The sequence below is a fragment of the Microcoleus sp. PH2017_24_DOB_U_A genome (assembly GCF_020738205.1).
In the GTDB taxonomy this organism is placed as follows: domain Bacteria; phylum Cyanobacteriota; class Cyanobacteriia; order Cyanobacteriales; family Microcoleaceae; genus Microcoleus.
Genome location: NZ_JAEQCT010000022.1, coordinates 23,889 through 48,839, shown reverse-complemented (window position 1 = coordinate 48,839; position 24,951 = coordinate 23,889). Strand labels below are relative to the sequence as shown.

Genomic DNA, 24,951 nt, shown 5'->3' with positions numbered 1-24,951 from the left:
ACTGTGAACCCACCAGGTAATAAGAATTAATTCTATCCCTACATAAATGAAGTCCTTGGGACTGCTGATGAGTGCTATTGATATTGACATCCCTGTGTAGTTAGAAGTATAATAGCGACTTAATATGAGCTTCAACAGTGAGAAAAAGTAATAAAAAAGTAATAAAAAAGTAAGATTTGTTCCCTGTTGCGGTACAATCTATACTCAGCCTACCTTAACGCTCCGCTAGTAAGGGACTTTAACATATGACCGTTGACGAAGCCATAGCGATCGCAGAAACAGCCCTCAACTACGATCGCCTCAACAAAGTTCAAGAGCTAGTGTTTCGTCAATCCTGGGAAGGGCGGTCTTATAAAGAAATTGCAGCCAGTGCTGAATATGAATATGATTATATCAAAGATGCTGGTGCTAAACTATGGAAACTACTTTCAAAAGCACTAGAAGAAAAAGTCAAAAAAGATAATCTCAAGTCAGTATTGAAACGATATTTAAGACGAGGTAAAGTGAATCTACAGCGAAATCTGACCATCGAAGTTAATCTCACTGGTGCAAATCTCAGTGGAGCAAACTTAAGCGGTGCTAGATTATTCGCAAACTTAAATGAAGCTGATTATGGTCAAGCTGATTTAGATAAAACTATAAACGCTGACAGTGAAACAGAATTATCTGACTCGGAAAACAAAATTAACTGGAACGATTTTTGCTTTCACTCCGACGCACAAGTGAAAATTGCCGAAATACTCGATCGCACTTCCACTCTCTTCATCCCCAACTCCCAACTCCGACTCACAACACCGGAAGGGAGACAAAACCAAGAAGCTGACTTTCTTATATTCCACCAAAACAAGTTAGGAATGCTGAAAATTGACCGCGAATCATCGCATCAAAACACAGCAGAAGATGAAATGTGCGGACTTTCGATAGATTCTGGCATCAGTCTTGTCAAACATTACGATGCTACCCGATGCAGCGAACAACCGGCTCTAGTTGTGCAGGAGTTTTTGGAAATATTGAGTCAGGCATAGCTATGATACCAAATCCTGCCATAATATCCATTCTACTCTTCAGTCCGCGCAGGCGGACTTCGTTTGTGTAGTCGCGATTTCAATCGCCGACTGACTTTCGTTGGTAAAGATTACATCCTCATAGATAGAATCCATGCTAGTGCGAAAATCCACACTAGCCAAGTGAATTTCGCTTCCTTGGGTGTAAGAATACAAAACCCACAACCCCTCAGCATTGCGGCGAAAACACTCAACCCGCTGCCGCTTTTGACTAATTAACACATACTCCTGAAGCGTTTCTAATTCTTGATAGTCAGCAAACTTATCACCGCGATCGAATCCTTCAGTTCCTGTTGACAAAACCTCGATAATTAAACAAGGATGTCTTTTAAAAGATTGAAATGCTTTGTCCCGTTCATCGCAACTTACCATCACGTCGGGATAGTAGTAAATATTCCTAGATTCAATCCTAGCTTTCATGTCTGACATATAAGCACGACAGCCACTACCCCGAACATGATTTCTCAAAAGTGCAAATAAGTTGCCAGCAACTGTCACATGAGCATCACTTGCACCTGCCATTGCGTAGGTTTCGCCCTGAATATACTCATGTTTAACCTGGCTGAGTTCTTCTAATTTCAGATACTCTTCCGGTGAGATGTAATTTTGGCTTTGATTTGCAACCATTGGCTTTATATTGAGTTTTTTATGATACTAGATTCAGACCACTTCTATTGTACCAAACCCACTAGGATTTTTAAATTATTTGATCCATATTTTAACAAATAAGGTGGGCATTGCCCACCTTACTCTTAGTCCCACTCTGCTGGGACTTTGTTTGTCAGTCTTGCTGGATGCCGAGGCCAGAAACCGGGTTTCTTCCTAAATCTCTAGTTTAGAAAGCAAAGATTTTTGATAGAAACCCGGTTTCTTTGCACAAGTCCTGTTAACACATTCTAACCCCGATTCTTCTCCGACCAAATGCGGGTTGGCAATCCCCAAACGTAGACAAATCCTTCGGCTGCTTTGTGATCGAATTCATCCTCGGCGCCGTAGGTTGCTAAGTCGAAACTGTACAGCGAATTCTCTGATTTGCGGCCGACAATTGTGGCGTTTCCTTTGAACATTTTTAGGCGCACGGTTCCAGTTACTCGCTTTTGCGTGTCTAGAATAAATGCGTCTAAAGCTGTTTTTAAAGGGTTGTACCAAAGGCCGTTGTAAATCATTTGGCTGTAGGTTTCTTCGATGCCGCGCTTGTATCGCGTGACATCTGCTGTCAAAGTCAAACTTTCTAAGTCTCGGTGCGCGTGCATCAAAACTAAAATCGCTGGTGTTTCGTAAATTTCCCGCGATTTAATCCCGACTACACGATTTTCAATCATGTCGATGCGGCCGACTCCGTGATTTCCAGCTATTTCGTTGAGTTGGGTAATTAGGGCGACTGGTGCTAATTCTTTGCCGTTTAAACTGACTGGTTTTCCGCAGTCGAAACCGATTTCGATGTATTCGGGTGTGTCGGGAGTTTGTTCGATCGCCTTTGTCATCAAAAACACCTCTTCCGGCGGTTCCGCCCAAGGATCTTCGAGAATGCCGGCTTCGATCGCCATTCCTAACAAATTGCGATCGATACTATAAGGTGAAGACTTCTTCACCGGCGACGGAATCCCGCATCTCTCACCGTAAGCGATGGTTTCCTCGCGGCTCATTTTCCATTCCCGCGCTGGTGCTAAAATCTTAATCTTGGGATTCAGTGCGCCGATCGACACATCGAACCGTACTTGGTCATTTCCCTTACCAGTACAACCGTGGGCGATCGCATCCGCACCGTATTTTTCGGCAGCTTCTACCAACAATTTAGCAATCAGCGGGCGCGCTAGCGCCGTAGATAGCGGATACCGATTTTCGTAAAGCGCGTTAGCTTGAATTGCTGGGAAGGCATAATCTTTGACAAATTCTTCCGTAGCATCAATCACCAAAGATTCCGAAGCACCAGATGCTAAAGCTTTCTTGCGGATGGGTTCTAATTCGTCTCCCTGTCCCAAATCCGCCGCCAGAGTAATTACCTCTTCGACTCCCCACTCCTTCATCAGGTAAGGAATGCAGACAGAAGTATCGACTCCGCCCGAATATGCTAGCACAACTTTTTTAGCGCGACTCATTGCTATTTACATCCTGAATTTAACTGACATCTTGCACCATTATCACTAAGCTTTTTAGGGCGGGCAAGATGCCCACCCCACCATAAAATTAATTTTTTGTGGAACAGGCATCTTGCCTGTTCTGGATAATGGTGCAAGATGTGATATTTAACCAACTTTGTATTATGCACCTAATTGACATCAATGCTCGTCAGACATAGTACAGATTCAGATATTATTTTTTTGCTCAACTTGGCTAAGCTGTGGCGCATTTAAATTGTATATTTCCATTTCCGCTCAAAACTCATCAATCCTCTCCCATTCTCCCCCTCTCCCATTCTCCCCCTCTCCCATTCTCCCCCTCTCCCATTCTCCCATTCTCCCATTCTCCCCCTCTTCCCCTCTCCCCTCCAACATCGCCAACATCGCCGCCATCTCTCGGCGTATTTCCCGGCCCAGTTGCTGCGAAAAATCTGCTACCGTGGGATACGGTAACTGTGGCGATGGGGAAAAGCCGTGTTTTTTAGTGTTGTGATTCCGACGTACAATCGTAAACCGATTTTGGCAAAATGTCTACAGGCTCTGGAAAATCAGCAGTTTGATAACATTGTCACAGATTATGAAGTGATTGTAGTCGATGACGGTTCGACGGACGGGACGATCGACTGGTTGGCCGCAGATGCTGAGTTTTTGCCGCACGTGCGATCGATCTGTCAATCTCATCAAGGCCCCGCCGCCGCCAGGAATTTGGGCGTTGAAGATGCTAAAGGCGAGACAATTATTTTTATTGATAGCGATTTAGTCGTTACAAAGGATTTTTTGCAAGCACACGCAGATGCTTTGCTACAGGCTTACAAAGATACTGATGCGGTTTTTACTTACGGCAGCGTGATTAATACTTGCAATTTCGACAATCCCACTGCCGAACCTTACAAAATAACTGATTTTTCGGCTGCTTATTTTGCTACGGGAAATGTCAGCATCGCCCGTCACTGGCTGCTGGAAGCTGGACTGTTTGACACTCGCTTTCAACTTTACGGATGGGAAGATTTAGAATTGGGTGTCAGGTTGAAAAAATTAGGTTTAAAATTGATTAAATGTCCGACTGCTGTTGGCTATCACTGGCATCCACCTTTTAGTTTAGAGCAAATTCCTGGGATGATTGACCGAGAAATTCAGCGCGGAAGAATGGGAGTTTTGTTTTATCAAAAACACCCCACTTGGGAAGTGCGGCTGATGATTCAAATGACTGTTTTGCACCAAATACTGTGGGGAGTTTTATCTTTGGGCGGGATGCTGAACGAGCGCACTATGAAACCTTTTTTGCAGTGGTTGATCGACCGAGGTAAGTCGCAGTTAGCTTTAGAAATTGCTCGAATTTTTCTGAATTGGTATAATGTCAAAGCCGTGTATGCTGCTTGCGATGAATTGCACGCTCCTACAAAGATGCCATAGATCGTGCCATTTTAGATTTTAGATTTTAGATTGATATTGACTGATGAGTAAGCTGTACGGCATTTAAATTGTAGATTTCAAGGCCCTATTCCCTACTCGTCAAATCCTCTCCTCCTTTAAGATCGCAGACAATCTAGATGCTGTACAGGCGATCGCGCCAACGCCTCAACAAAACTTAAGATACGGTAGCAGGTTGTCAGGCTAGATTTGCTTGCCGTGCAGAGCCAGTAGATATACTTAAAAACAAACATTGAGCAACTAGCCCAATAGTAGCGAAACCGCGTTCTAATCACTGTTTGAATTTTATATTTAATGAAATTTGCCGGATTTATGCCGGATTTGAGGAATATCGGCTGTTTTCTCGATCGCCTGCAATAATTTGCTGAAACAAAGAATTAAAGATGCAGACATTTTTGATAGACTGAATACAAATTAAGGGGTGCGCTATGTTGGCAGGCGATCGGACAGTGCCACTGGCATAGCACAAAAGGGAAGCTGTGTGTCTGATTTATGCTGCCATAGCTAATAAAAGCATCGCATACAGCCACTCATTGACTCCTGTCCAAAAACGGATACCGTCTCACATTCTTCTGTCACGAGCATTCCAAAATTTTAGATAAAAGTTCAATCTCCCAGATTCATCTACCCTTGTAAATCTAAAATCGTTGGACGATTTCCCTGATCGAACGTCTGATCCCGAAATCTCCAATCTAAAATAGAATGACCAGCGATTGATAAACAGGATGCGGAGCTGATAGAAACTTATACTGCTCAAATTCGCGCCATAAATCAACATCTACCCAATTTTATTGTTGCCGCAAGCTCATAGTTCTACCTATAAGCACTTGCGCTTTAATGATTCTTACAATTTGATTAATACACACTATATTACGCAGCAAAATTATCATATGAAAACAAAATAGTAAACGCTATAGATAGAAAAGCTGCGTAGATATTCCTAAGACTCTGAGGGGTTATCGTGAATAAAATTGACCAAAAATACGCCAAAATAACAACAAAAAAATCTGAAATATCTGGCTTAAAACAAAACATTTTAATTGTTGACGACCACCCAGAAAGCTTGCGTCTTTTATCCAAGTTGTTGTCCGAGCGGGGATATCAAGTGCGGCCAACACTAGATGGAAAATTAGCCCTTAAGTTTGCGCGATCGACTCCACCGGATTTAATTTTGCTGGACATTATGATGCCCGGTATAGATGGCTATCAAGTCTGCAAACAGCTAAAAGCTGCTCCTGAAACCAAAGATATTCCTGTAATTTTTATCAGCTCTTTAAATGAAACTTTTGATAAAGTTAAAGCTTTTTCGCTGGGAGCTATAGACTACATTACTAAACCATTTCAAATAGAAGAATTGGTCGCTCGCGTCGAAAGTCAAATGCATCTGAGCAGGCTTTCTCGGCAAGTAGTAGCACAAAATGCGCGGCTGGAAGCAGAAATAGAAGAACGCAAGCGGGTCGAAGCACAACTGCGAGAAAGTCAGCAATGGCTGTCGGCAGTAATTAAAATGAATCCTAATGTTTTGTACGTTTACGATGTGATAGAACAGCGAATTCTGTATCTCAATCGCGAACTATATATCGATCTTGGCTACTCGCTGGAAGAAATACAGCAAATGCCAGCAGCATTTCTTCCTAACTTAATACACCCTGACGATTTGCCAGCATTCTCAGAACATATGAGGAGGATTCAGACATCAAAAGATGGTGAAAGCTTTGAGTTTGAATACCGAATAGAACACAAAAATGGTGAATTTCGCTGGTTTTTTAGCCGGGATACGGTGTTTTCAAGGACGGTGGAGGGCAAACCTTGGAAAATTCTGGGAACTGCTACTGAAATTAGCGATCGCAAACAAGCAGAATTCGATCTTAAAACAGCTTTGTCTGCTTTGGAGCGGCAAATCAAGCAAAGATTTCTGCTAGAAACAATTACTCTCGAAATTCGCTACAGCTTAAAGCAAGACCAAGTTTATCAAACAGCGGCTGCTCAAATAGGTCGAGTTTTTAATGCCGATTCTTGCTTGATTCACACCTACAAAGAACACCCACTGCCCCGCATCTATTGTATGACTCAGTACAGGAAATCTGAATCAGCAACGCTGTGCGATGTAGTAGAAATTCCCGTCCTGGGAAATCCTCACGCTCAGTTGGTGTTGTCTCAAGATAAACCTGTAGTTTCTGACGATGTTTTTGCTGAACCGCTGCTGGAAAATGTTACTGATTTGTGCCGTCAAATAGGTTTGAAGTCGATGATAGCCATCCGCACTTCCTACCAGGGAAAACCCAACGGAATGATGTGCTTGCACCAGTACGATGAGCCCCGCCACTGGACGCAAAATGAGATCAGATTATTGAAAGCTGTCGCTGCACAAATGGGAATTGCGATCGCTCAAGCCAATCTTCTGGAACAAGATAAAGAGCAGCGACTTAAATTGCAACAAAGCGAAGCTAGTCTAGCAGCAGCCCAGAAAATTGCCCATATCGGCAATTGGGAATTCGATCTCGTCACCAATAAAAATATTTGGTCGGAAGAAGTATTCCGCATTTTTGGTCTGGACTCAGCCGCACCTGAACCGACATATATCGAACTTTTACAGATGTATCATCCAGAGGACAGAGAGTTGTTTCAACAAACTGTCAGCCTTGGTATCTCACAGGGAACTTCCTACAAAAAAGAGTTGCGAATTTTGCATCCCAGCGGTCAAATTAGATACCTCGAAACAAGGGGAGAAGCTATTTTTAACAAATCCCTAGAAGTAATTAAACTGTTTGGAACAGTAATGGATATCACCGATCGCAAAGAAGCGGAAGCAGCGCTGCAAATTAGCGAAGAACGTTTTTACCTGGCATTTGAAGCCAGTGCGACGGGATTGTGGGATTGGAATCTTGCCACGGGAGAAGTCTATTTGAATTCACGGTGGAAGACGATGCTGGGATATGAAGTAGAGGAAATAGAAAATAGTTATGCAGCCTGGGAAAGACTTGTACATCCAGATGATTTGCCTCTGGCTACAGCAGCGATAAATGCTCATCTGGTAGGCAAAAAACCGACCTACGAAGCAGAATTTCGGATGCTGACAAAAATCGGTGAATGGAAGTGGATTTTGGCTCAAGCTAAGGTGATGGAACGTGATGATTCGGGAAATCCTTTGCGGATGACGGGCACGCATATCGATATTAGCGATCGCAAACAAGCCGAAGCAAGTTTGCGAAATAGCGAACAGCGAGAACGAGAAAAAGCCCAACAGTTAGAACAAACTCTGGAATACTTAAAAAATGCTCAATCACAACTGATTCAAGCCGCAAAGATGTCAAGTATTGGGCAAATGGTGGCGGGAGTTGCCCATGAAATTAATAACCCCGTCAGCTTCATCTACGGCAATATTATTCCCGCCGCACAGTACGCTAACGATTTGGTAAAATTGATCCAGCTTTACCAGCAAAATTATCCCGAACCAGTGCCAGAAATTGCCGAAAGATTGGCAGAAATAGAAGTGGATTTTATCGCTGAGGATTTCCCCAGAGTGCTGGCTTCAATGCAAGCAGGTGCTAACAGAATTAAGCAGATCGTGTTGTCCTTGCGAAACTTTTCGAGACTCGATGAAAAAGAGCGCAAAGTAATCGATATTCATGAAGGGATAGAGAGCACTTTGGTGATTTTGCAGCATCGATTGCTGTCACAGCCAAAACGTCGGGAAATTCAAGTTGTTAAAAATTACGGCGAACTGCCCAATGTTGAGTGTTATCCGGCGCAATTAAATCAGGTATTTATGAATTTGCTGTCAAATGCGATCGATGCTGTGGAAGAGTCATCAGCAGCCTGTAATGACAAAGTTAATCAGATTCGCATTATTACGGAAGTCAGCAGCGAAAATCAAGTGTGCGTGCGGATTGCTGACAGCGGGCCCGGTATCTGTCCTGAGGTTCAGTCAAGGATGTTTGACCCATTTTTTAGTACAAAGCCGATCGGCAGTGGCACTGGTTTGGGATTGTCGATTAGTTACCAAATTGTGAAAGACCGCCACGGCGGTAATTTGTGGTGTCATTCAGAAGTTGACCGAGGTACAGAATTTGCGATCGAACTACCGATTTCGCAAAAAAAGTTGAAAGTAAAATAGGTTTGTAGTGAGGACTAAAGTCCTTCTTTCGGGAGCATCTCAGTTTTGCATTTGTAGTGCTGTCCCCGCTCGCGTGCTTTATAAAGCACGCGAGCGGGACGCTCGCACTGAAAGAAAAAATGCTTTTTGCAAAAATGAGATGCTCCCCTCAGAAAGAAGGACTTTAGTCCTCACTACGAACCTTTTATGAAGGCTAATTTACCGAAAATAATGTCAAAACCTGAAATTTTATCCGATATTTCATGCAAACCGTCTGTGGCTGAGTTTGATTTTAACCTAACTGTGATATAATTAAAGGCTACTTTTTTCGCTGCTAGACGTTGCACTCTTTCTCTTGGGAGTGAATTTTACAGTTGATTTCATACATACTATCTCAACTTAAGTCTGTAGCATCTACCACATTTTAACTGAATTATGACCGACTCAATTCGCTTCCTGATGTGCGCTCCCGACCACTACGATGTAGATTACGTGATTAACCCTTGGATGGAGGGTAACGTACACAAATCATCGCGCGATCGCGCCGTCGAACAGTGGGAGAAACTTTACCACGTGTTGAAAGACAACGCCGTTGTAGACCTGGTAACGCCCGAAAAAGGCTGGCCGGATATGGTGTTCACCGCCAACGCTGGCTTACTTTTAGGCAATACTTTTGTCCTCAGCCGCTTCTATCACAAGGAACGCCAAGGCGAAGAACCCTATTTCAAAGCATGGTTTGAAAACCAAGGTTTCACCGTGCACGAACTCCCGAAAGACTTGCCGTTTGAGGGTGCTGGTGACGCTTTGCTCGATCGCGAAGGACGCTGGTTGTGGGCAGGATACGGCTTCCGTTCCGAACTCGACTCGCATCCGTTGCTAGCAAACTGGCTGAACATTGAAGTGCTGTCGCTGCGTTTAGTAGACGAACGTTTCTATCACCTAGACACCTGTTTTTGTCCGCTCACAGGCGGATATTTGCTCTACTATCCAGCAGCATTTGACTCTTACTCGAACCGCTTAATTGAAATGCGAGTAGCGCCGGAAAAACGGATTGCGATCGAAGAAGCAGATGCCGCTAATTTTGCTTGCAATGCTGTCAATATTGACAAAGTTGTGGTAATGAACAAGGTGAGCGAAGGCTTGAAAACGCGCATCACTCAAGCGGGCTTCAAAGTCATTGAAACGCCGATGAGCGAATTTTTGAAAGCGGGCGGCGCCTGTAAGTGTTTGACGCTGCGGGTGAATGAACCTGTGCAAGAAGATCGATCGGCAAACGTGATGGTAGAAAGCCGTGCCATTCGCATGGAAGGTCACCTGCTTGATGCCGGTTTAATCAGCCGCGCTTTAGACTTAATTATCGAAAACGGTGGCAGTTTCCAAGTGCTCAATTTCAATTTAGGAGAACAGCGCCAAAGCACATCATCCGCGGATGTGAAAGTTTCGGCACCTTCCCACGATGTGATGGAAGAAATCATGGGATTGCTGATTGACTTGGGTGCAGTGCCACCGCCGCAAGAGATTTGCGACGCTATTTTAGAAGATGTCGTGCAAGATGGTGTCGGCCCAGACGACTTTTACGTTAGTACCATTTATCCTACAGAAGTGCGGGTAAACGGTCAGTGGGTGAAAGCGCGAAATCAGCGGATGGATGGTGCAGTTGCAATTACTGAAACCGCAGAAGGCCCGGTGGCTACGTGCAAATTGTTGCGCGATTTAAAAATAGGTGAAAAAGTCGTTGTTGATGTGGTTGGTATCCGTACTATCCGCAAAACAGAATCGCGGGAACAGCGCAATTCTCAAGAATTTAGCTTTATGTCCGGTAGCGTTTCTAGCGAGCGCCGGGTAGAATTGGTAGTGGAACAAGTAGCGTGGGAATTGCGCCAAATTCGCGATCGGGGCGGTAAAGTTGTGGTGACGGCGGGGCCTGTGGTGATTCACACCGGCGGCGGCGAACATTTAGCGCATTTGATCCGCGAAGGTTACGTACAAGCATTGTTAGGTGGAAATGCGATCGCAGTTCACGACATGGAACAATCTAGCATGGGAACTTCTTTGGGAGTTGACATGAAACGCGGCGTAGCTGTGCGCGGCGGACACCGCCACCACTTGAAAATGATTAACACTGTGCGCCGTTATGGCAGTATTGCTAAAACCGTGGAAGCAGGCGTGATTACTAGCGGTGTAATGTACGAGTGCGTGAAGCATAATATACCGTTTTCGCTGGCTGGTTCGATCCGCGATGACGGGCCGCTTCCCGACACGCAAATGGATTTGGTGAAGGCTCAAGAAGAGTATACTGAGCTGTTACGGGGCGCGGATATGGTGTTAATGCTGTCGTCTATGCTGCATTCGATCGGTGTGGGAAATATGACGCCGGCGGGTGTAAAGATGGTCTGTGTGGACATTAATCCGGCTGTGGTGACGAAATTGAGCGATCGGGGGTCGATCGAATCTACTGGAGTTGTCACCGATGTGGGATTGTTCCTGAGTTTGTTGGTGAATCAATTGGATAAGTTGACTAGCCGCCATCATGTAACTCAATCGGTGTAACTGAATCGATTTAGAATCGGCGATTTAAACCGTGTAGACTCGGCGGTTGAAACCGCGTCTACACAAACAATGTCCGAGCTCAGAGGGACTGAATAATAGAGGCTGGTAGGGTGCGCCACAAGCACCTTCCTGAGCCGATAATCCTGATTATTTTCGCTCAAAAAGCGCCCCAATAAATTGAACTATCGCCCTTTTTATCGCCGCTGGAACTTGGAGGGGATTTAATTTCCGAATTAGCTGCGGTGACGGGAGACAAATCGCCCGGTAAAGACCGAATTCGCAACTCGTTGAGCAAACCATTAATATGATGCGGCTCAGCATCCAGAATACTTGCTAACGGGAGCAGATTTTGCACTGCATATTCGCCGAGTTGAGCGTTAATACTTTCTGCTAAATAGCATAGCATAATGTATCTGCTACCGCTGCTGATAATATGAAATATTTTCTTGAACTCGTCAAAGTATTGAGTTCCCGGTATAGCTGAAGCGATTTTTGTTTCACCCTTCCAGAATAAATCTACATCTATTTGACTGGCTGGCAAAACTTGAGCTTTAGCAATCCAGACGATATCGAGGATTGGTTCAGAGTCATACTCGTGAAAAATCAGCCGCTTTAAACCAGAGATTAATTCCGGAGAATTGAGAGTTTTTTGCCATTCCCGACACCAATCATTACTTTGAGCATTTAAGGCATTTTTGACTGCCGCCGGACGTTCAATCACATCTTTTAATAAAGAAAGACTTCCGGCTAATTTGGCAAACTTTGGGGAGATTTGCTGGTGCAGTATCTGATTGGGGTCAATATAATCTTTCCGCCAAGGTGCGTCCGGGATGAGAACTTGACAGGCGGGAGCAAGTGTGTTGTTTGCAGTAAGAATCGGTGGATTTTTAACTGGACGGCCTTCTAATGACTGTTGAGATTCTAGGCGACTGATTACCTCGATTGCATAGTTTTTGTCTGCTGCGTTTAACGGCGTATTGCTGTATTCGGCTGCTAATTCTTCGAGAAAATCTAGGTAATCTTGCACAACGGGCGATCGCCCTTGTCCTAAAAGCTGATAGACTTCGGAAAATGGATGAGAAACATCTATCGTTGTGCGGCGGTTCCCGAAAAAAGGCACGTCATCCAAAAAAGCGTGTTTCGGCCGCCAAAACTTGCCCCTAGAATCATCCCACAGACATTGACGCCTAGCAAATCGCTGTTGAATTTGCTGGCGTTGTTCGCTGGAAATACTGCCTTTGATGAAAGTCTCATCGAGATATTTGTAAATTGCCTTGACTGATTGTATTTGTGCGTTTAAATCGTCGGATATTGTGATTTCAACTGTCATTTTCCCAAGTTTTTATTAATGTATCAAAGTGGTCGATCACTGTACTTGTATCTACAGGCATAAAACCAAGTGCTGTTTTGATTTCGGGTTTCAGCAAATCCCGCTGAGGGCGTGCAAATACGAATTTTTGGCTTGCAACTAACCGAACATCTTGAATGAAACAGACATCTTTAGCGCGATACAGCCTCGGTTCAGGTATAGCAGCGGCGGGATATTGGCTTAACTTTTGAGGATTTTGCTCAACAGGAAGCCAAGGTTTATCTGCGAGTGTTTCAGCCAGTGTTTTGTTGGTGTTTCCAATTGAGGTATATTTTAGTGCATCCCAATTATCAATGATATAGTTAAAAACCGCAATCGAAGCATCGGTTACTGCGCCTGCACCTGAACGATTCGCAGTTTGAATTAGATTGTCAACACAAACTACAATGTCATCTGCACTCAAGGTTTTTCGCATTCCCAAATTCTCAAAGAATTCGAGCCACAGTGGATAATCCTGCGAGTAAAATTCCATATCTGGAATAGCTGCTAAATTTCCGAGAATGTTGCGGATTACTTGACTTTCGGGATTGTAAATTAGTTCGACAGAGCGCAATCTGCGATCGCTACAGCGTACCAAACGCGCCTTTTTCAGCTCTTCTTTGAATGAAAAAGCATCCTCTCCTGCCTTTTCTAGTTCTTTATAAGCTTCAGTGAGATGCTCTCGAATCCACGCCAGCGCGATTAATTGTTCTTCCGGCGCTAATGAGGCATACTCAGGTAACAAACACTCGCGAATCAGTCTAGCACGATTGAGTACCGGAACTTGCAAAAATTGGAACAGTCGCAGCCATTCTTGGTTTTTTTCTGTCCGTAAAAGCCTCAACGTACCTGCAATTTCCGGCGGTTCGTATCCGCCGCCCGGAAGGTAGACATTTTCATCGTTGAGGGAAACGATTTCGTGGGAAGTTGTGGGGTAAATTGGAAGTTGACGCAGCTTGTGGAGGCTATCTTGGTCGTAATTTGTTGGTTCTGAAGCTGCTAGGAAGTTGAGGAGAGATGTATAATGCTGTTGGTGGTAGGGTGGCAAACCTCGATCGCACCGCGAAGATACCGTGTCTAGGACATCTGGGCCTGTCAGAAAATAGACTAACAGATTTTTGTGTCTTTGGGCAAATTGGGCGATCGCACTTTCAAGTTTTGCCGGTGCTCGGACAAGCGTCACCCCAAAATACTGTACAGCCTCGATGATTTCCGCTGCAATATTATCACCGCACAACAAAGGAGTTCCCGCAGTTCCTCCTTTGTGGAGCTTACCATCATTTCCCGGAACCAGCGGAACTTTCTTTAATTCCTCGACTGTTTCTGACGACAGATATCTAGGCGAGATATTAGAAAAATAATTGTATACGAGAGTCAACCAGTCTGTATTTGGTGGATGTAGTGCATCAGCTTGCCAATCGCATTCTGACTGCGTTGAACTAATGACATGAATCAATTTTTTAGCTACTTCTGTAGCATTCATTTCTGACACACCAATCATGTTATGTCGAGGCACTACATTAGTTAAATCTCGGTGCAAAAACCATTCTAGATGATTGGCAAATATCTGCCTTGATGTATCCTCGGAAAAGTAAATAGTGCCTATCGGGTTGTAACCAAATACTTGTAAAGTATTATTCGCGAGAATAGCTAGCGGCAAACCGCGCAAATCTCGATGATTGTCGCTGATGCAATAGCGCAGCATATTCGCAATCCACTGTCTATTTTGCAGGCTGGGTTTCGGTGCATCTTGCAACGGCACACCTAGCTGTTTGTTTTCAGTTAAGTGCTGGCGCAGATTAGCCGGAGTGAATGTTTGTAATGGCAAACCTGCATCTTTAAAAGCTGCTAAAATTGAATCTGGTAATGGCGGTTCGGGAATGTCGATATTGTCGGCGCGCATTGCTGCTAATAATTCGTCCCACCACTTTTTCGAGGGTAAATTTTTAACTGTCGGAGGTGTCACCCATTTTGTTTGTGACATCGCTACCCCGCTGAATTGACGTTCAGTTACAGTGTGTTCTACAGCCGATCGCACAACTAATCTCTGATACAATAACTGTATGACACAGCGGTGCAGTTCTTCGAGAGCTTTGCTGACAGTAATTTTGCCAACAGGCCAAAACTTGTAAAATCCCTCTGGCTGATACCTGCCGATATCTTGCACTAAATCAACAATTAAATTAGCATAAGCGTGGGACAAAACGTGCTGTGCGAGTAGATGGTTCCAAATAGATCTCGGTCTATCTTTTCCAGTTTGTCCGCTGTCGCTGCTGAGGTTGTCGCGCGAACTATTTAAGTTGAAAAAACCATTAATGTGAATAGGTAGCCCGGTTTCGAGGGGAAGCGGCAAAAAACAGTAAACTTTTCCGTTGACAGGTTGAGGATTTCCCTCGGTACTCACAGCATTAATTCTTGCAGCAGCGCCCGCCCAAGGCAATACTTTTTCTTGGCTTTCGTACATTGCTTGTATGACTTTTGCCAACTCCCCGCCTTCGTCTGTCCGAATTAAACTGACTGTTCTCCAAGTTGATTTGGTATTTCGATTCCGGCTAATTGTTTCTATGTCGTGGCGGTATGAAACTGATACTAAACCTGCTGGATTATGGTGGCACAATTCCAGCAATTTGTCTGGTGTATCGGGAATTGCATCGAGGAGGAGTTGGCGTGCTTCTCGTACTTCTTGCTGGTTTTGGGTAACAATCGCGAGAATTTCTTGCCTAGTTTCTTGACTGTTGGCGGGAATTTCGTAAACTCTAATTTCCTGAACAGATTTCAAAAATAGCAGTAACTCTTCACCTGAATTAATCAGTTCGTCTAGCAGTTCTTTGATGTTGGATTCGGTGAAAGCTTGTTTGCGAATTTCGCTATTTTTCGCGTGTTCTGCGGTTCTTAAAGGCAAGCGAAACAAAGTGCCTTGAAAATTTGTCTCTCCTAATGGCAATCCTCCCGCTGCGTAGACTTGCATAAAATCGGGATATTTTTCGTACCATTTAGTGTTTGCTAAATTCCACTCGCGCCCGGGTTCTTGTCTGGAAGTGCCGGGGATAGCTGCGCCGTGGGGGTCAAAAAAAATAATGCGATCGCGCGAAACGAAGCTGGGATAATCTGTAACGTGATATATGGCATTAAACCCGACGCCAAATCTACCCGTTTTCTGCAAGTCTCGCGCTTTTTCACTTTGTCCGAGGCTGCGGATGCTGTCAAAGTCTTTATCTGTAAAAACGCGATCGTTGTAGACTAGCATCGCCGGCCCCATGAGCTGTATCATGCGATCGTCAGGCAATTGTTTAGGCTGATGCTGCCGCCAATCCAGAGTAATTTCTACCCGCGTTGCTTTAGCATCGTCAGCATTTTGGATCAACTCTTTGATAATGCCAACGCCTTCGGGATAATCTCGGATAATCCCTCTTAACCGGGCGATTAAGGGTTCGGATTGGTAGAAAGATTTGCCCTCAGTTTCGCTGTTGCTATAAGCCATAGATGTTATGTTCGCTTTCTACCAAATACTATACAAGCAAAGCGTAAATACAAGCAGGATTCCCACTGAGTACCCTACCGAAAGCTATTCGTAATATTCCCATAAAAAACCTCAGACCCGCAAGCCTGAGGACCGGAGTTCCTGAAAATCGTCATTTCTTACTATTATCGTCAACGAACAGCATAAAATACAAGAGGGGTGAAACCCAGCACGGCAGTTGTTGGCAGACTGAGATTTCTTCCTGACTCGCAACGCGAAAGCGGTTTTTGATTCAATACTTCATATCATGTCCGATCGATTGACCGCAATAAGTAAGGTTCGTAGTGCGGACTTCAGTCCGCAGCATTATGCGGACTGAAGTCCGCACTACGAACTGTTTTTGCGATCGCAACCGACAGGACATAACATTAGGCATACATTCACAAGTCCTCTCGCCATTTTATCGATCGCACTTGATAATTATGCTTTAAGATGGGAGCCTGTCCTCGATCGCAATATAAGGCTCACCGTGAGTACCCGTATAGATTTGAGTCGGACGGTAAATGCGGTTTGTCTCTAGCTGTTCCTTCCAGTGGGCCAGCCAACCGGCAACTCGGGCGATCGCAAAAACTGGTGTAAACAAGTCCGTCGGAATTCCCATTTTCCGGTAAACCAGACCAGAATAGAAATCTACATTAGCATAAATTCCTTTGTGAGCCAATTTCTCTTCAACGACTTCTTCCAACTTGACAGCAATGTCGTAATAATCATCGCGACCAAAGTTGTCAAATAACTGTTCCGCTAACCCTTGGAGAATAGTTGCTCTCGGATCTTTCACCTTATAAACTCGGTGTCCGAAGCCCATGATTTTGTCCTTATTTTCAACGCACTTCTCGACAAAAGGCCGCACGTTTGCTACAGAACCAATTTGCTCCAACATCTCAATCACTTCTTCATTCGCTCCCCCGTGCAGCGGCCCCGCCAAAGTGCCAACTGCTGAAGCAATCACCCCGTAAGGATCTGTTAGCGTCGAAGCTGTTACCATTGCCGAAAATGTAGAGGCATTGATAGTATGTTCGGCGTGCAGAGTCAGACAAACGTCAAAAATATTAGCTAACAGCGGATCTGGTTCTCGCTCGTTTAGCATATAAAGAAAGTTAGCCGAGTAGTTCAAGTCATCCCTCGGCCGCACGGGGTCATTACCTCGCCGCATTTGCTGGAACGCTGCTACCATTGTGGGAATCTTAGCTAGCAGCCGCACTACAGCTTCTCGAATATATGCTGGGTTAGCCAGAGCTCGGCGCGAGTAAAATAAACCTAAAGCCGCTGCTGAAGCTTGCAGGGCATCCATGGGATGTCCTCTTTCGGGAAAGCATTTCATCATGTCGCGGATGCGATATTTGATCCGGCGGTGATAGCGAATTTCATGCTCGAAAGCTTCTAGTTCTTCCTTTGTTGGAAGTACACCCCAGATTAATAAATATGACGTTTCCACAAAGGAACTTTTGAGTGCTAGTTCCTCGATGCTAATCCCGCGATATTCCAGCACCCCTTTTTGTCCATCTACGTAACTAATACTGGACAAGGTGGCGGGAACACCTTCTAAACCTGGTTTGAATTCGCCGACGACCATTGCGATACCGTGTTGTGTGAGTTGAATCTAATCAAATTACATTAGCAGAAAGCAAGATCGTGTCACCGTCTTGACCAATAATAATTCGATCGCGACTCAGGCACTCCGGCGCTCAGAAACGGGATTTTTCAACGAAGTTATCAATCGCGCCGCTAGATATTTTCGCCCCTCCCACCCGCTTTCTGCGCCCGAAAATCTGGGTTTAAGAGGGCGATTCGCCGTTTCTAGCAGAGCAAAAACTTGGGCCCAGTCAGCCAGAACATTTGGCTGCGGCCGACTGGGGAACCTGTTTCGGGGAGAATTAAACCGATGATACCTGCTTTTTTGAGAATGAGGGTGTCGTGCGATCGCCCCCAAAGCAAAGTTTCAGCCCAATTGCCCAAATCTGGTTGGTGCCCCACCAGGGCCAAGCTGCGGTTCCCTGTTTCCTGCCACTGCTTGTACCACCTCAGCCAGTCCCCGATGTCTCCTGAAGGTGCGAGGGGGAGGGATTCTTCTATTTTGGAACTCAGACCCGCTGACAGCAGGATTTGGGCGGTTTGTGTGGCGCGTAGTAGGGGACTGGAAAGAATCAGATCGAACTGAATTTCGAGCTCGTACAGCCGCTGAGCGATTTTTCGGGTTTTACGATCGCCCTCTTTAGTTAGGGGCCGTTCCTCGTCTGTATCATATTCTTCGGGTTCCGCTGCGATGCCGTGACGGACTAGGTAGAGATGCACGCTTGGCTGTCCTTTTTGATAGTTGTGCGATGGCTACGCCCCGGCTTACGCCTACGTACTTCCTTTGAGATTGGGTGCGATCGCATTTTCGCCCCATTGTACAACTGCCTTACAATCCTGTGCTGTCGTCAGGTTGACTTCAAAAGTACGTTAAAGGTACGTAGTTGCGCTTTAGCGCTCTATTCTAGACTAATAGAGCGCTAAAGCGCAACTACGTACCTTAGATATCGGTTGAAAAACTCGGCTTATTCAGCCTGCGTGCCTAAATCCCGAGTGCAATCTAAACCAGAAGGAAATCTGATTGAGAAATCAAGTTATTTGCTCCAATTACCGTCGCCAAGACTTCCCCAGTGCTGGCAAATTTCAGGAAGGTAGTGTTAGCACTTTGGCTGATTTGTAACTGCGACAAATTCAAACCACCTGTGATGACAAATTTATCCGAACCAACCTCAAAATTAACAATCGTATCCGCGCCACTGCCGGGGTTTAACACAAAGCGATCGCTGCCAATACCTCCAATCAGAGTATCGTCACCCATATCGCCAATCAACCAATCATCACCCATACCACCGGTGAGTAAATCGTTATCTTTACCACCGATTAAAGTATCGTTACCTTCACCGCCAGCGAGCGTATCTTGTCCTTCATTACCGTTGATCCAATCATCGCCAGCACCGCCATCAATACAATCTTGCTGACCGATCGCACCGACAGCAACAGAGATACCTTTGTTATCTCCAAGAATCGTATCGTTGCCATCATTGCCACAGAGCATATCATTACCATTATCACCGAACATCAAGTCATTGCCTGCATCACCGTGAATAATGTCATCATCCTTGCCACCGCGTAGGGTATCGTCGTCTTTGCCGCCACTAATAGTGTCATTCGCTTCATCTCCGTTGAGGAAGTCGTTGCCACCACCACCAAATAGCAAGTCGCGTCCTTGTGTATCTCGCACCAACGAATCTGTCGTACCGCCGTACAGGATATCGTTACCGCTATCGCCGATCAAAGTATCGGAACCTATTTCGCCCCAGATCAGGTCGTTGTCTTTGCCACCGTAAGCTTTGTCGTTACCTTTACCGCCATATACGGTATCGTTGCCATTGCCACCAGCGATTAAATCCGCACCTCGATCGCCAAATATTAAGTCTCCTTCGTTAGAAGTATCAGCCATCGGGTTGCCGTAATCGCCGACGATGGTGTCTCCATCTTCGCCACCGTAGAGGGTGTCGGAACCGAGCTCGCCATATACCAAATCGCTGCCTTTTCCTCCGAAAGCTTTGTCGTTTCCCTCCCCTCCAACTAGGGTGTCGGTTCAGTATTAAAGGTTGGTTGGCGATCGCGATCTACTGTCACCCTCATCCTTCGCCCTACATAATACATATTTCGTTCTTTTTGTCAAAATATTCTACTGTACCGGCGCCCTAGAGGTGCTGGTAATGCGATCGCACCGAGTGTCGCGGTTGCAGGGCTGGTAGCACCTTTGTCATCGGTAGCGCTGTAAGTAAAATTAGCGCCGTTGAATGTGCCTGTCGATTTGAAGAATAACTGACTAATTTGAGCCGGAGTCAGGGTTTGACCTGCTATGACTGCCACTCCACCTGTTGCCGGATCTCCTAGAAATAAGACGCCTTGGGCTGCTGGCGGTAGCGTGTTGACGGTGTAAGATGCGATCGTCCCGTCAGCATCTGTAGCACCCAATCCGGTTACAGGGACGGTGCTACCAGGATTGACTGTAGTGCTGGGGCTAGCTGTAACAGGAGGTTGGTTCGCAGCAACAGCAGTTAAGTCAGTCGCACTGTTGTTGTTGCTAACGATCTTATCGACGATACCTTCTGGCGGAGTTGCCGTAGCTGTGTTGCTAATCGTGGTGTCGATCGCGCTATTAGCAACAGTACCAGTAACAATATAGGTAGCAGTCGATCCAGCATCTAGATCCAGTTTCGTATTGATGTTGTTGCCCGAACCCGATCGATCCGCAGCAGTCGGGAAAGCACCTACACCTGAAAGCGAAGCAGTCCAAGTGACTCCCGTCAAGCTAGCAGGAAGGTTATCGGTAAAGGATATACCTTTTATGTAGCAGGAACTGTTGTTTGTAACAGTAACTGTATAACTCAGAAGAGTGCCTGGTGTTGCAGTAGTCTGCCCGTCAGTTTTTGTGACTGCTAAGTCAGCATCGGGAGTTGGTGTCGGTAGGGTTCCAGGTGCCGATCCGACCGTTATTGGTAGGTTCCAGGTAATAAAGCAGGTTGACTGATGATAGCGGATCTCTGGCCACTGCTTGGGGAGAGAAAGGCAGTATATTTGGTACCGAAGGGGTTATGCTGCCTCCGGTGTTGACACTGGTAATTAAGACTTGGCCGTTGGCGATCGCATAAATAACGTTTGGCTGGCAGTCAACCGCTAGCGTGGACTGATAATCCGCGATCGCATCTGCTTGAAAAGCTAAGGGAGATTCGATCGCTCCTGTTAATTTCTCTAAATTCCAGTTGCCGCCCAGTAGTGCGCTGCCCGTCAAATCTGTTGAAGCTGCAATATCAGCACCAGTTAAATAGCCTATTTTGTTTACGAAGTTTTCGCCTAATTCGCCAGCCGCCACATCGCAGCCGTAAATCAGAATATCGGCATTAGTAGTAAGTAAGTAAGTGAGTTTCCCCACTGTTGCAACTGTTCGCTATAGGTATTTAGTGTCTCAGAGTTGAGTCTTGTTGCACCCAATTGCAAGTTTCCAGAACCCCCGTGAGAAACAATATGAACGCTTTTAATATCACTCCGGCTGGCTAAAACTTCGCTAATTTGTTCTACTCCATCCCGCGCTGAATCTAAGATAAATACTTCTGTTCCCGGTCTGGCTCCGCTGGCGAGACTCTGATAATTATCTACATTTCCATCTATAAATAGTAGTTCTTTTTTTGGTTTTACTTGTGGAATTAAGTTTATGGCATTTACATAGCTAGCAACAGTAATTTCCGAAAAATTAGAACCATTATTTTGATCGCTTGTCTCAAAAATATTCATTGTCTTTGATGGCGGATGTATTGTTTTTTATATTTAACCTACCCCTTTCTTTGGTAAGAACCTTCAGTATATTCCACATACTTTTGAATTGCATCAATTGATAATATATATGCAATTTAAAAAACAAAAAGAGTAACTATTGCGTAAAACCATTATTCTGCAATGGTTTTGCCGCAAGTTAGTTACCCTTTAACACAAAGATATTTTTTAGAGTACCCACAAAAGACTCAAGAATTTCAGGATGTGTTTATTACAAGCCTTTGGGTTTTTGCACTATTTGAAATTAAGTTAGCAAGCTATCTAAAACCTGATGGGATTTAAAACTTTTACTAATTTAATTGTCAAATTGTTGTCTTTGATACAATTTTCTCAGATTTACCTTGCTAAGTCATTGGCCATTATGCTTATCTATTTTTTCACTCGTAAGCCATTTATCGGCAGTAGATTTACTTACATCAAATTTCAATAATGGTTCGATACTTATAGCGATCGCCAAAACGCTGAAAACTTTATTAATTGCTGAAACGTTTGTTTTTATTGGTTAGTGGTTATTGCTTCTTGCTTGTTTCTTCTTACTTCTGCTACGGATACTTATGTGTTTTCCCCTACGTATTTCTGTGATGACTCCACTTTATTTGCATCTAGAAGCCGATCGACTCCTGTGCGATCGTACTTTTGATCCAAATTCTGTCTTTGCCTTCGTGGCTGCGGAAGTTAGTAAAACCTATAGCGGATCTAGCTCTCATATTCGCGGACGTTGTTGGGAAGAGAGCCCTATACGTTTAAGCGGTTCTATAAGTTGTCAGTCATACCTCACCTTTTTGAGAAAGGCTATATATCGTATATAACTATTTATTCATTTAGTCGATATTGACGCTAAATTTAGCTAAACAGACGGGAATCCCCACACTATATCGCTTCGATTAGTGTGGGATTCTCATGCGCGTGAGACGAGGATTCTATCTGTCCACAATCTCAAAGCATAGCTTTGAGCAGTGGGCAGATGGATGACGAGACGAACAGACTTCTTGTTTTACTCGACAGGTCTATCTTGCTCCTCAATGTACTTTTTCAATTGCTCAACCGTCACGCCACCACAGGAAGCAATAAAATAGCCATTTGTCCAAAAAACATCTTTCCAGTAAACTTTTTCAACTTCACTTACAAACTCTTTTCGCAAATAGCGACTAGAGACAGTCTTAAGATTGTTGATAAGCTTACTTGGCTCAGTTTGTGGTGTATATTGAAGCAACAAATGTACGTGGTCACGCTCACCATTGAATTCTACCAATCTTCCTTCCCATTTTCCCATCAAGTTCTTAAAAATCTCCTCAAGCCTGGACAACATTGGATCAGTTAGAACTTTCCGCCGATATTTGGTTGTCAACACTAAATGACACTTGAGATCGGAAACCCCTCTGGCTTTATGGATAAAATCTTTACTCATATACTTGACACTAAACAGTATTCTCTGATAGAGTAACACTAATCGAGGCGTATCGTCTGTGATGCAATGAAAGTAGCCTACCAGTACCAATTCTATCCCGACACCAATCAAAAATTAATCCTCAACCAATGGCTGAGAATCTGCCGTTATTGGTATAATTGCCAATTAGGAGATAGATTTGATTGGTGGGAAAGAAACCGTACTGCTATAAATGCTTGTCCATTGATTACTAGCATCTCTGCGCCCCGCGCGAAGCCCAACTACTATAACCAAAAACAACAATTGCCCGTCATCAAGAAAGACTTAGTAAAAGTTTTTCATAGTGGCGAGCTTTTGGATTTTAAGCAGGTAGATTCAACTGTACTGCAAGATGTCTCTAAGCGAGTAGACAAAGCTTTTGAGCGGTTTATCATAGGGGATAGTAAGGGCGGAAGATCGGGTAAACCCCGCTTCAAGACTGAGGTAGATTACCGGACGATGACTTTTTGTACGGCTAACAGCGACTGGATTAAGTTGATTCGTAAGAATTGGTTTTATATCCGATTGCCAAAGTTGGGCATCATAAAAGTTCGGATGCACCGCCCAATCCCCGATGGATTTAGCGTCAAGCAAATTAGTGTAACTAAAAAGGCTGACGGTTGGTTTATTCAAATAATGCTTGAAGACTCTTTAGTGCCTCAATTTATTCCTGATAAAGTTACCCCAAACTGGGAAAATTCAATTGGATTAGATGCGGTACTACACGAAGATGTCTACCTAGCAACGTCGTTGGGAGAAAAGTTACCTTCCTTAAAACCGCTTCGCAAAAACCAAGCCAAGCTAGACCGCATCTCAAAAAAGCGGAACAAACGGAAGCGTGGCTCTAAATCCCGACGAAAATTAGCCAAAAAAGAAGCGAGACAACACCAAAAAATAGCGCGTTCTCGCCAAGACTTTCATTACAAAACGGCCCACAAACTAATCGAGTCTGGAGCTAAGTTCTTCTTTCACGAAGATTTAAATTTAAAAGGCTTAACTAAGCGGAATAAAGTCAAGCTTTCTGGATGAGGGTAATTACCTTCCGAACGGTCAATCAGCAAAATCAGGATTAAACAAGTCTTGGCTCGATGCTGCGTTCGGTCAATTTTTCAAGACGCTGGAATACATAGCCGAAAAAGCTGGATCAGTTGTCGTTCCGCAAAACCCTGCTTATACCTCGATGGTTCTGTGTTATCGGAATGAAATCGTTTTTATCGATTGCGGAATACGAAGCTATTGGGATGAGCAACATTCTTTGATGGTTGATCGTGATGTGAACGCCGCGATCAACCTAAAGAGACTTGGGTTGGGCATTTTCCCAAGTATAAAACGCGCCCTGCGGGAATCTTTCTGTAGTAGGAACTATGGATGACAGTACCGCGAAGGAAATTTTGCATACCCTTCATCGGGCTGCAAAGATGCCCACATCATAACTGTACTCAGTTTGATGTGGGAGTATGTCACTAACCAAGAGATAATTTCTCTGGCAAAATATGAGAGGCCGCCAAAAATCTATGGCAACCCCCTTTTTTTCTGGCTTATCCTATAACGGTTCTCATAAAGATCGCGTATCACAAATTATGGTACGACGATATGATTGCGATCGCACACACGCCCGGAGATCGTCTTTACTTCCACAAATCTCAGAAAGTTTATAGGAACTATCAACAGCAATTACTCAAAAAGACGAAGTATGAATTTTATTGGAGTTTTTGGTGCGTCCGCAAGTTGAGTGTACCATCACCACAAGAGGGCTCTCTTCCCAACAACGTACCTTCTCAAAAAGATGAAGTATGACTGTTATTGGAGTTTTTGGTGCGTCCGCAAGTTTAGTGTATAGCGGTTATCACACAGATGAGGTATGTTGTTGGGCTTCAGCCCTCTGAGTTTAGTGGTTATATAAGTTGTCAGTTATACCTCATCTTTTTGAGAAAGGCTATATCATCACCAAAAGAGGGCTCTCTTCCCAACAACGTACCTTCTCAAAAAGACGAAGTATGACTTTTATTGGAGTTTTTGGTGCGTCGGCGAGCTGAGTATA

18 protein-coding genes and 1 pseudogene are annotated in these 24,951 nt (G+C 44.5%); 6 read left to right on the top strand and 13 right to left on the bottom strand.

Annotation, left to right across the window (positions count from 1 at the left end):
- Nucleotides 1–245: 245 nt before the first annotated feature.
- A complete protein-coding gene (locus JGK07_RS04175) occupies nucleotides 246–1,025 on the top strand; it encodes a pentapeptide repeat-containing protein (protein WP_293179995.1) in 780 nt (259 codons plus the stop codon).
- Between the two features lie 39 nt (nucleotides 1,026–1,064).
- Here JGK07_RS04175 and JGK07_RS04170 read toward each other — a convergent pair whose 3' ends face one another.
- Both JGK07_RS04170 and JGK07_RS04165 read right to left on the bottom strand, forming a co-directional pair.
- Entirely contained in the window at nucleotides 1,065–1,691 is a 627-nt protein-coding gene (locus tag JGK07_RS04170; protein WP_293179992.1) for a Uma2 family endonuclease, read from the bottom strand.
- Nucleotides 1,692–1,960: 269 nt separating this feature from the next.
- Complete coding sequence (locus JGK07_RS04165; protein ID WP_293179989.1) at nucleotides 1,961–3,163, bottom strand: argininosuccinate synthase; 1,203 nt, start codon at nucleotides 3,161–3,163, stop codon at nucleotides 1,961–1,963.
- Between the two features lie 495 nt (nucleotides 3,164–3,658).
- Between JGK07_RS04165 and JGK07_RS04160 the strand changes: the two genes are divergently transcribed.
- From JGK07_RS04160 to JGK07_RS04150, 3 genes are all read left to right on the top strand, one after another.
- Nucleotides 3,659–4,597 carry a glycosyltransferase gene (locus JGK07_RS04160; protein WP_293186321.1) on the top strand — a complete coding sequence of 313 codons (939 nt, stop codon included), beginning with the start codon at nucleotides 3,659–3,661 and terminating at the stop codon, nucleotides 4,595–4,597.
- 979 nt (nucleotides 4,598–5,576) lie between these two features.
- Nucleotides 5,577–8,732: a PAS domain-containing protein gene (locus tag JGK07_RS04155; protein WP_293207318.1), complete on the top strand. Its 3,156-nt coding sequence runs from the start codon at nucleotides 5,577–5,579 to the stop codon at nucleotides 8,730–8,732.
- Nucleotides 8,733–9,146: 414 nt separating this feature from the next.
- A complete protein-coding gene (locus tag JGK07_RS04150; protein WP_293241406.1) occupies nucleotides 9,147–11,261 on the top strand; it encodes a TIGR00300 family protein in 2,115 nt (704 codons plus the stop codon).
- 157 nt (nucleotides 11,262–11,418) lie between these two features.
- On the opposite strand, the gene JGK07_RS04145 is transcribed toward JGK07_RS04150, so the two are convergent.
- From JGK07_RS04145 to tnpA, 11 genes and pseudogenes are all read right to left on the bottom strand, one after another.
- The gene (locus JGK07_RS04145; RefSeq protein ID WP_293241409.1) at nucleotides 11,419–12,591 is read right to left on the bottom strand and encodes a hypothetical protein; all 1,173 of its coding nucleotides are present in this window, start codon (nucleotides 12,589–12,591) and stop codon (nucleotides 11,419–11,421) included.
- The gene (locus JGK07_RS04140) at nucleotides 12,581–16,090 is read right to left on the bottom strand and encodes a hypothetical protein (protein WP_293241412.1); all 3,510 of its coding nucleotides are present in this window, start codon (nucleotides 16,088–16,090) and stop codon (nucleotides 12,581–12,583) included. Before JGK07_RS04140 ends, JGK07_RS04145 begins: the two co-directional genes overlap by 11 nt.
- A 271-nt stretch (nucleotides 16,091–16,361) precedes the next feature.
- A complete protein-coding gene (locus JGK07_RS04135; RefSeq protein ID WP_293241415.1) occupies nucleotides 16,362–16,505 on the bottom strand; it encodes a hypothetical protein in 144 nt (47 codons plus the stop codon).
- 51 nt (nucleotides 16,506–16,556) lie between these two features.
- Nucleotides 16,557–17,702: a citrate synthase gene (locus JGK07_RS04130; protein ID WP_293190127.1), complete on the bottom strand. Its 1,146-nt coding sequence runs from the start codon at nucleotides 17,700–17,702 to the stop codon at nucleotides 16,557–16,559.
- Between the two features lie 224 nt (nucleotides 17,703–17,926).
- Nucleotides 17,927–18,421: a phosphohistidine phosphatase SixA gene (gene sixA, locus JGK07_RS04125; protein WP_293186333.1), complete on the bottom strand. Its 495-nt coding sequence runs from the start codon at nucleotides 18,419–18,421 to the stop codon at nucleotides 17,927–17,929.
- A gap of 280 nt (nucleotides 18,422–18,701) precedes the next feature.
- On the bottom strand, nucleotides 18,702–19,601 hold the full coding sequence (locus JGK07_RS04120; RefSeq protein WP_293198838.1) for a calcium-binding protein: 900 nt from the start codon (nucleotides 19,599–19,601) through the stop codon (nucleotides 18,702–18,704).
- 60 nt (nucleotides 19,602–19,661) lie between these two features.
- Nucleotides 19,662–19,727: pseudogene (locus JGK07_RS04115) on the bottom strand (hypothetical protein); the annotation flags it as partial.
- A 98-nt stretch (nucleotides 19,728–19,825) separates the two neighbouring features.
- Nucleotides 19,826–20,650, bottom strand: coding sequence for a hypothetical protein (locus JGK07_RS04110; RefSeq protein ID WP_293241427.1), 825 nt, complete (start codon nucleotides 20,648–20,650; stop codon nucleotides 19,826–19,828).
- Nucleotides 20,598–21,086 (bottom strand): DUF4347 domain-containing protein, encoded by a 489-nt coding sequence (locus JGK07_RS04105; RefSeq protein WP_293241418.1) that lies wholly within the window; start codon nucleotides 21,084–21,086, stop codon nucleotides 20,598–20,600. The genes JGK07_RS04110 and JGK07_RS04105 overlap by 53 nt, the downstream gene beginning before the upstream one ends.
- A complete protein-coding gene (locus tag JGK07_RS04100) occupies nucleotides 21,041–21,445 on the bottom strand; it encodes a DUF4347 domain-containing protein (protein ID WP_293241421.1) in 405 nt (134 codons plus the stop codon). Before JGK07_RS04100 ends, JGK07_RS04105 begins: the two co-directional genes overlap by 46 nt.
- A 1,033-nt stretch (nucleotides 21,446–22,478) precedes the next feature.
- A complete protein-coding gene (tnpA, locus tag JGK07_RS04095; protein WP_293207850.1) occupies nucleotides 22,479–22,892 on the bottom strand; it encodes an IS200/IS605 family transposase in 414 nt (137 codons plus the stop codon).
- A 66-nt stretch (nucleotides 22,893–22,958) separates the two neighbouring features.
- Here tnpA and JGK07_RS04090 point away from each other — a divergent pair, with 66 nt between their 5' ends.
- The gene (locus JGK07_RS04090) at nucleotides 22,959–23,939 is read left to right on the top strand and encodes a transposase (protein ID WP_293207847.1); all 981 of its coding nucleotides are present in this window, start codon (nucleotides 22,959–22,961) and stop codon (nucleotides 23,937–23,939) included.
- The gene (locus tag JGK07_RS33110; protein WP_363319223.1) at nucleotides 23,917–24,282 is read left to right on the top strand and encodes a transposase; all 366 of its coding nucleotides are present in this window, start codon (nucleotides 23,917–23,919) and stop codon (nucleotides 24,280–24,282) included. Before JGK07_RS04090 ends, JGK07_RS33110 begins: the two co-directional genes overlap by 23 nt.
- Nucleotides 24,283–24,951 lie beyond the last annotated feature (669 nt).

Bases quoted from the DNA above. Each gene is read 5' to 3' on its own strand.
- JGK07_RS04175 (WP_293179995.1), top strand. From the start codon at position 246: ATGACCGTTGACGAAGCCATAGCGATCGCAGAAACAGCCCTCAACTAC.
- JGK07_RS04170 (WP_293179992.1), bottom strand. From the start codon at position 1,691: ATGGTTGCAAATCAAAGCCAAAATTACATCTCACCGGAAGAGTATCTG.
- JGK07_RS04165 (WP_293179989.1), bottom strand. From the start codon at position 3,163: ATGAGTCGCGCTAAAAAAGTTGTGCTAGCATATTCGGGCGGAGTCGAT.
- JGK07_RS04150 (WP_293241406.1), top strand. From the start codon at position 9,147: ATGACCGACTCAATTCGCTTCCTGATGTGCGCTCCCGACCACTACGAT.
- JGK07_RS04145 (WP_293241409.1), bottom strand. From the start codon at position 12,591: ATGACAGTTGAAATCACAATATCCGACGATTTAAACGCACAAATACAA.
- JGK07_RS04140 (WP_293241412.1), bottom strand. From the start codon at position 16,090: ATGGCTTATAGCAACAGCGAAACTGAGGGCAAATCTTTCTACCAATCC.
- JGK07_RS04135 (WP_293241415.1), bottom strand. From the start codon at position 16,505: ATGCCTAATGTTATGTCCTGTCGGTTGCGATCGCAAAAACAGTTCGTA.
- JGK07_RS04130 (WP_293190127.1), bottom strand. From the start codon at position 17,702: ATGGTCGTCGGCGAATTCAAACCAGGTTTAGAAGGTGTTCCCGCCACC.
- JGK07_RS04120 (WP_293198838.1), bottom strand. From the start codon at position 19,601: ATGGCTGATACTTCTAACGAAGGAGACTTAATATTTGGCGATCGAGGT.
- JGK07_RS04100 (WP_293241421.1), bottom strand. From the start codon at position 21,445: ATGAATATTTTTGAGACAAGCGATCAAAATAATGGTTCTAATTTTTCG.
- tnpA (WP_293207850.1), bottom strand. From the start codon at position 22,892: ATGAGTAAAGATTTTATCCATAAAGCCAGAGGGGTTTCCGATCTCAAG.
- JGK07_RS04090 (WP_293207847.1), top strand. From the start codon at position 22,959: ATGAAAGTAGCCTACCAGTACCAATTCTATCCCGACACCAATCAAAAA.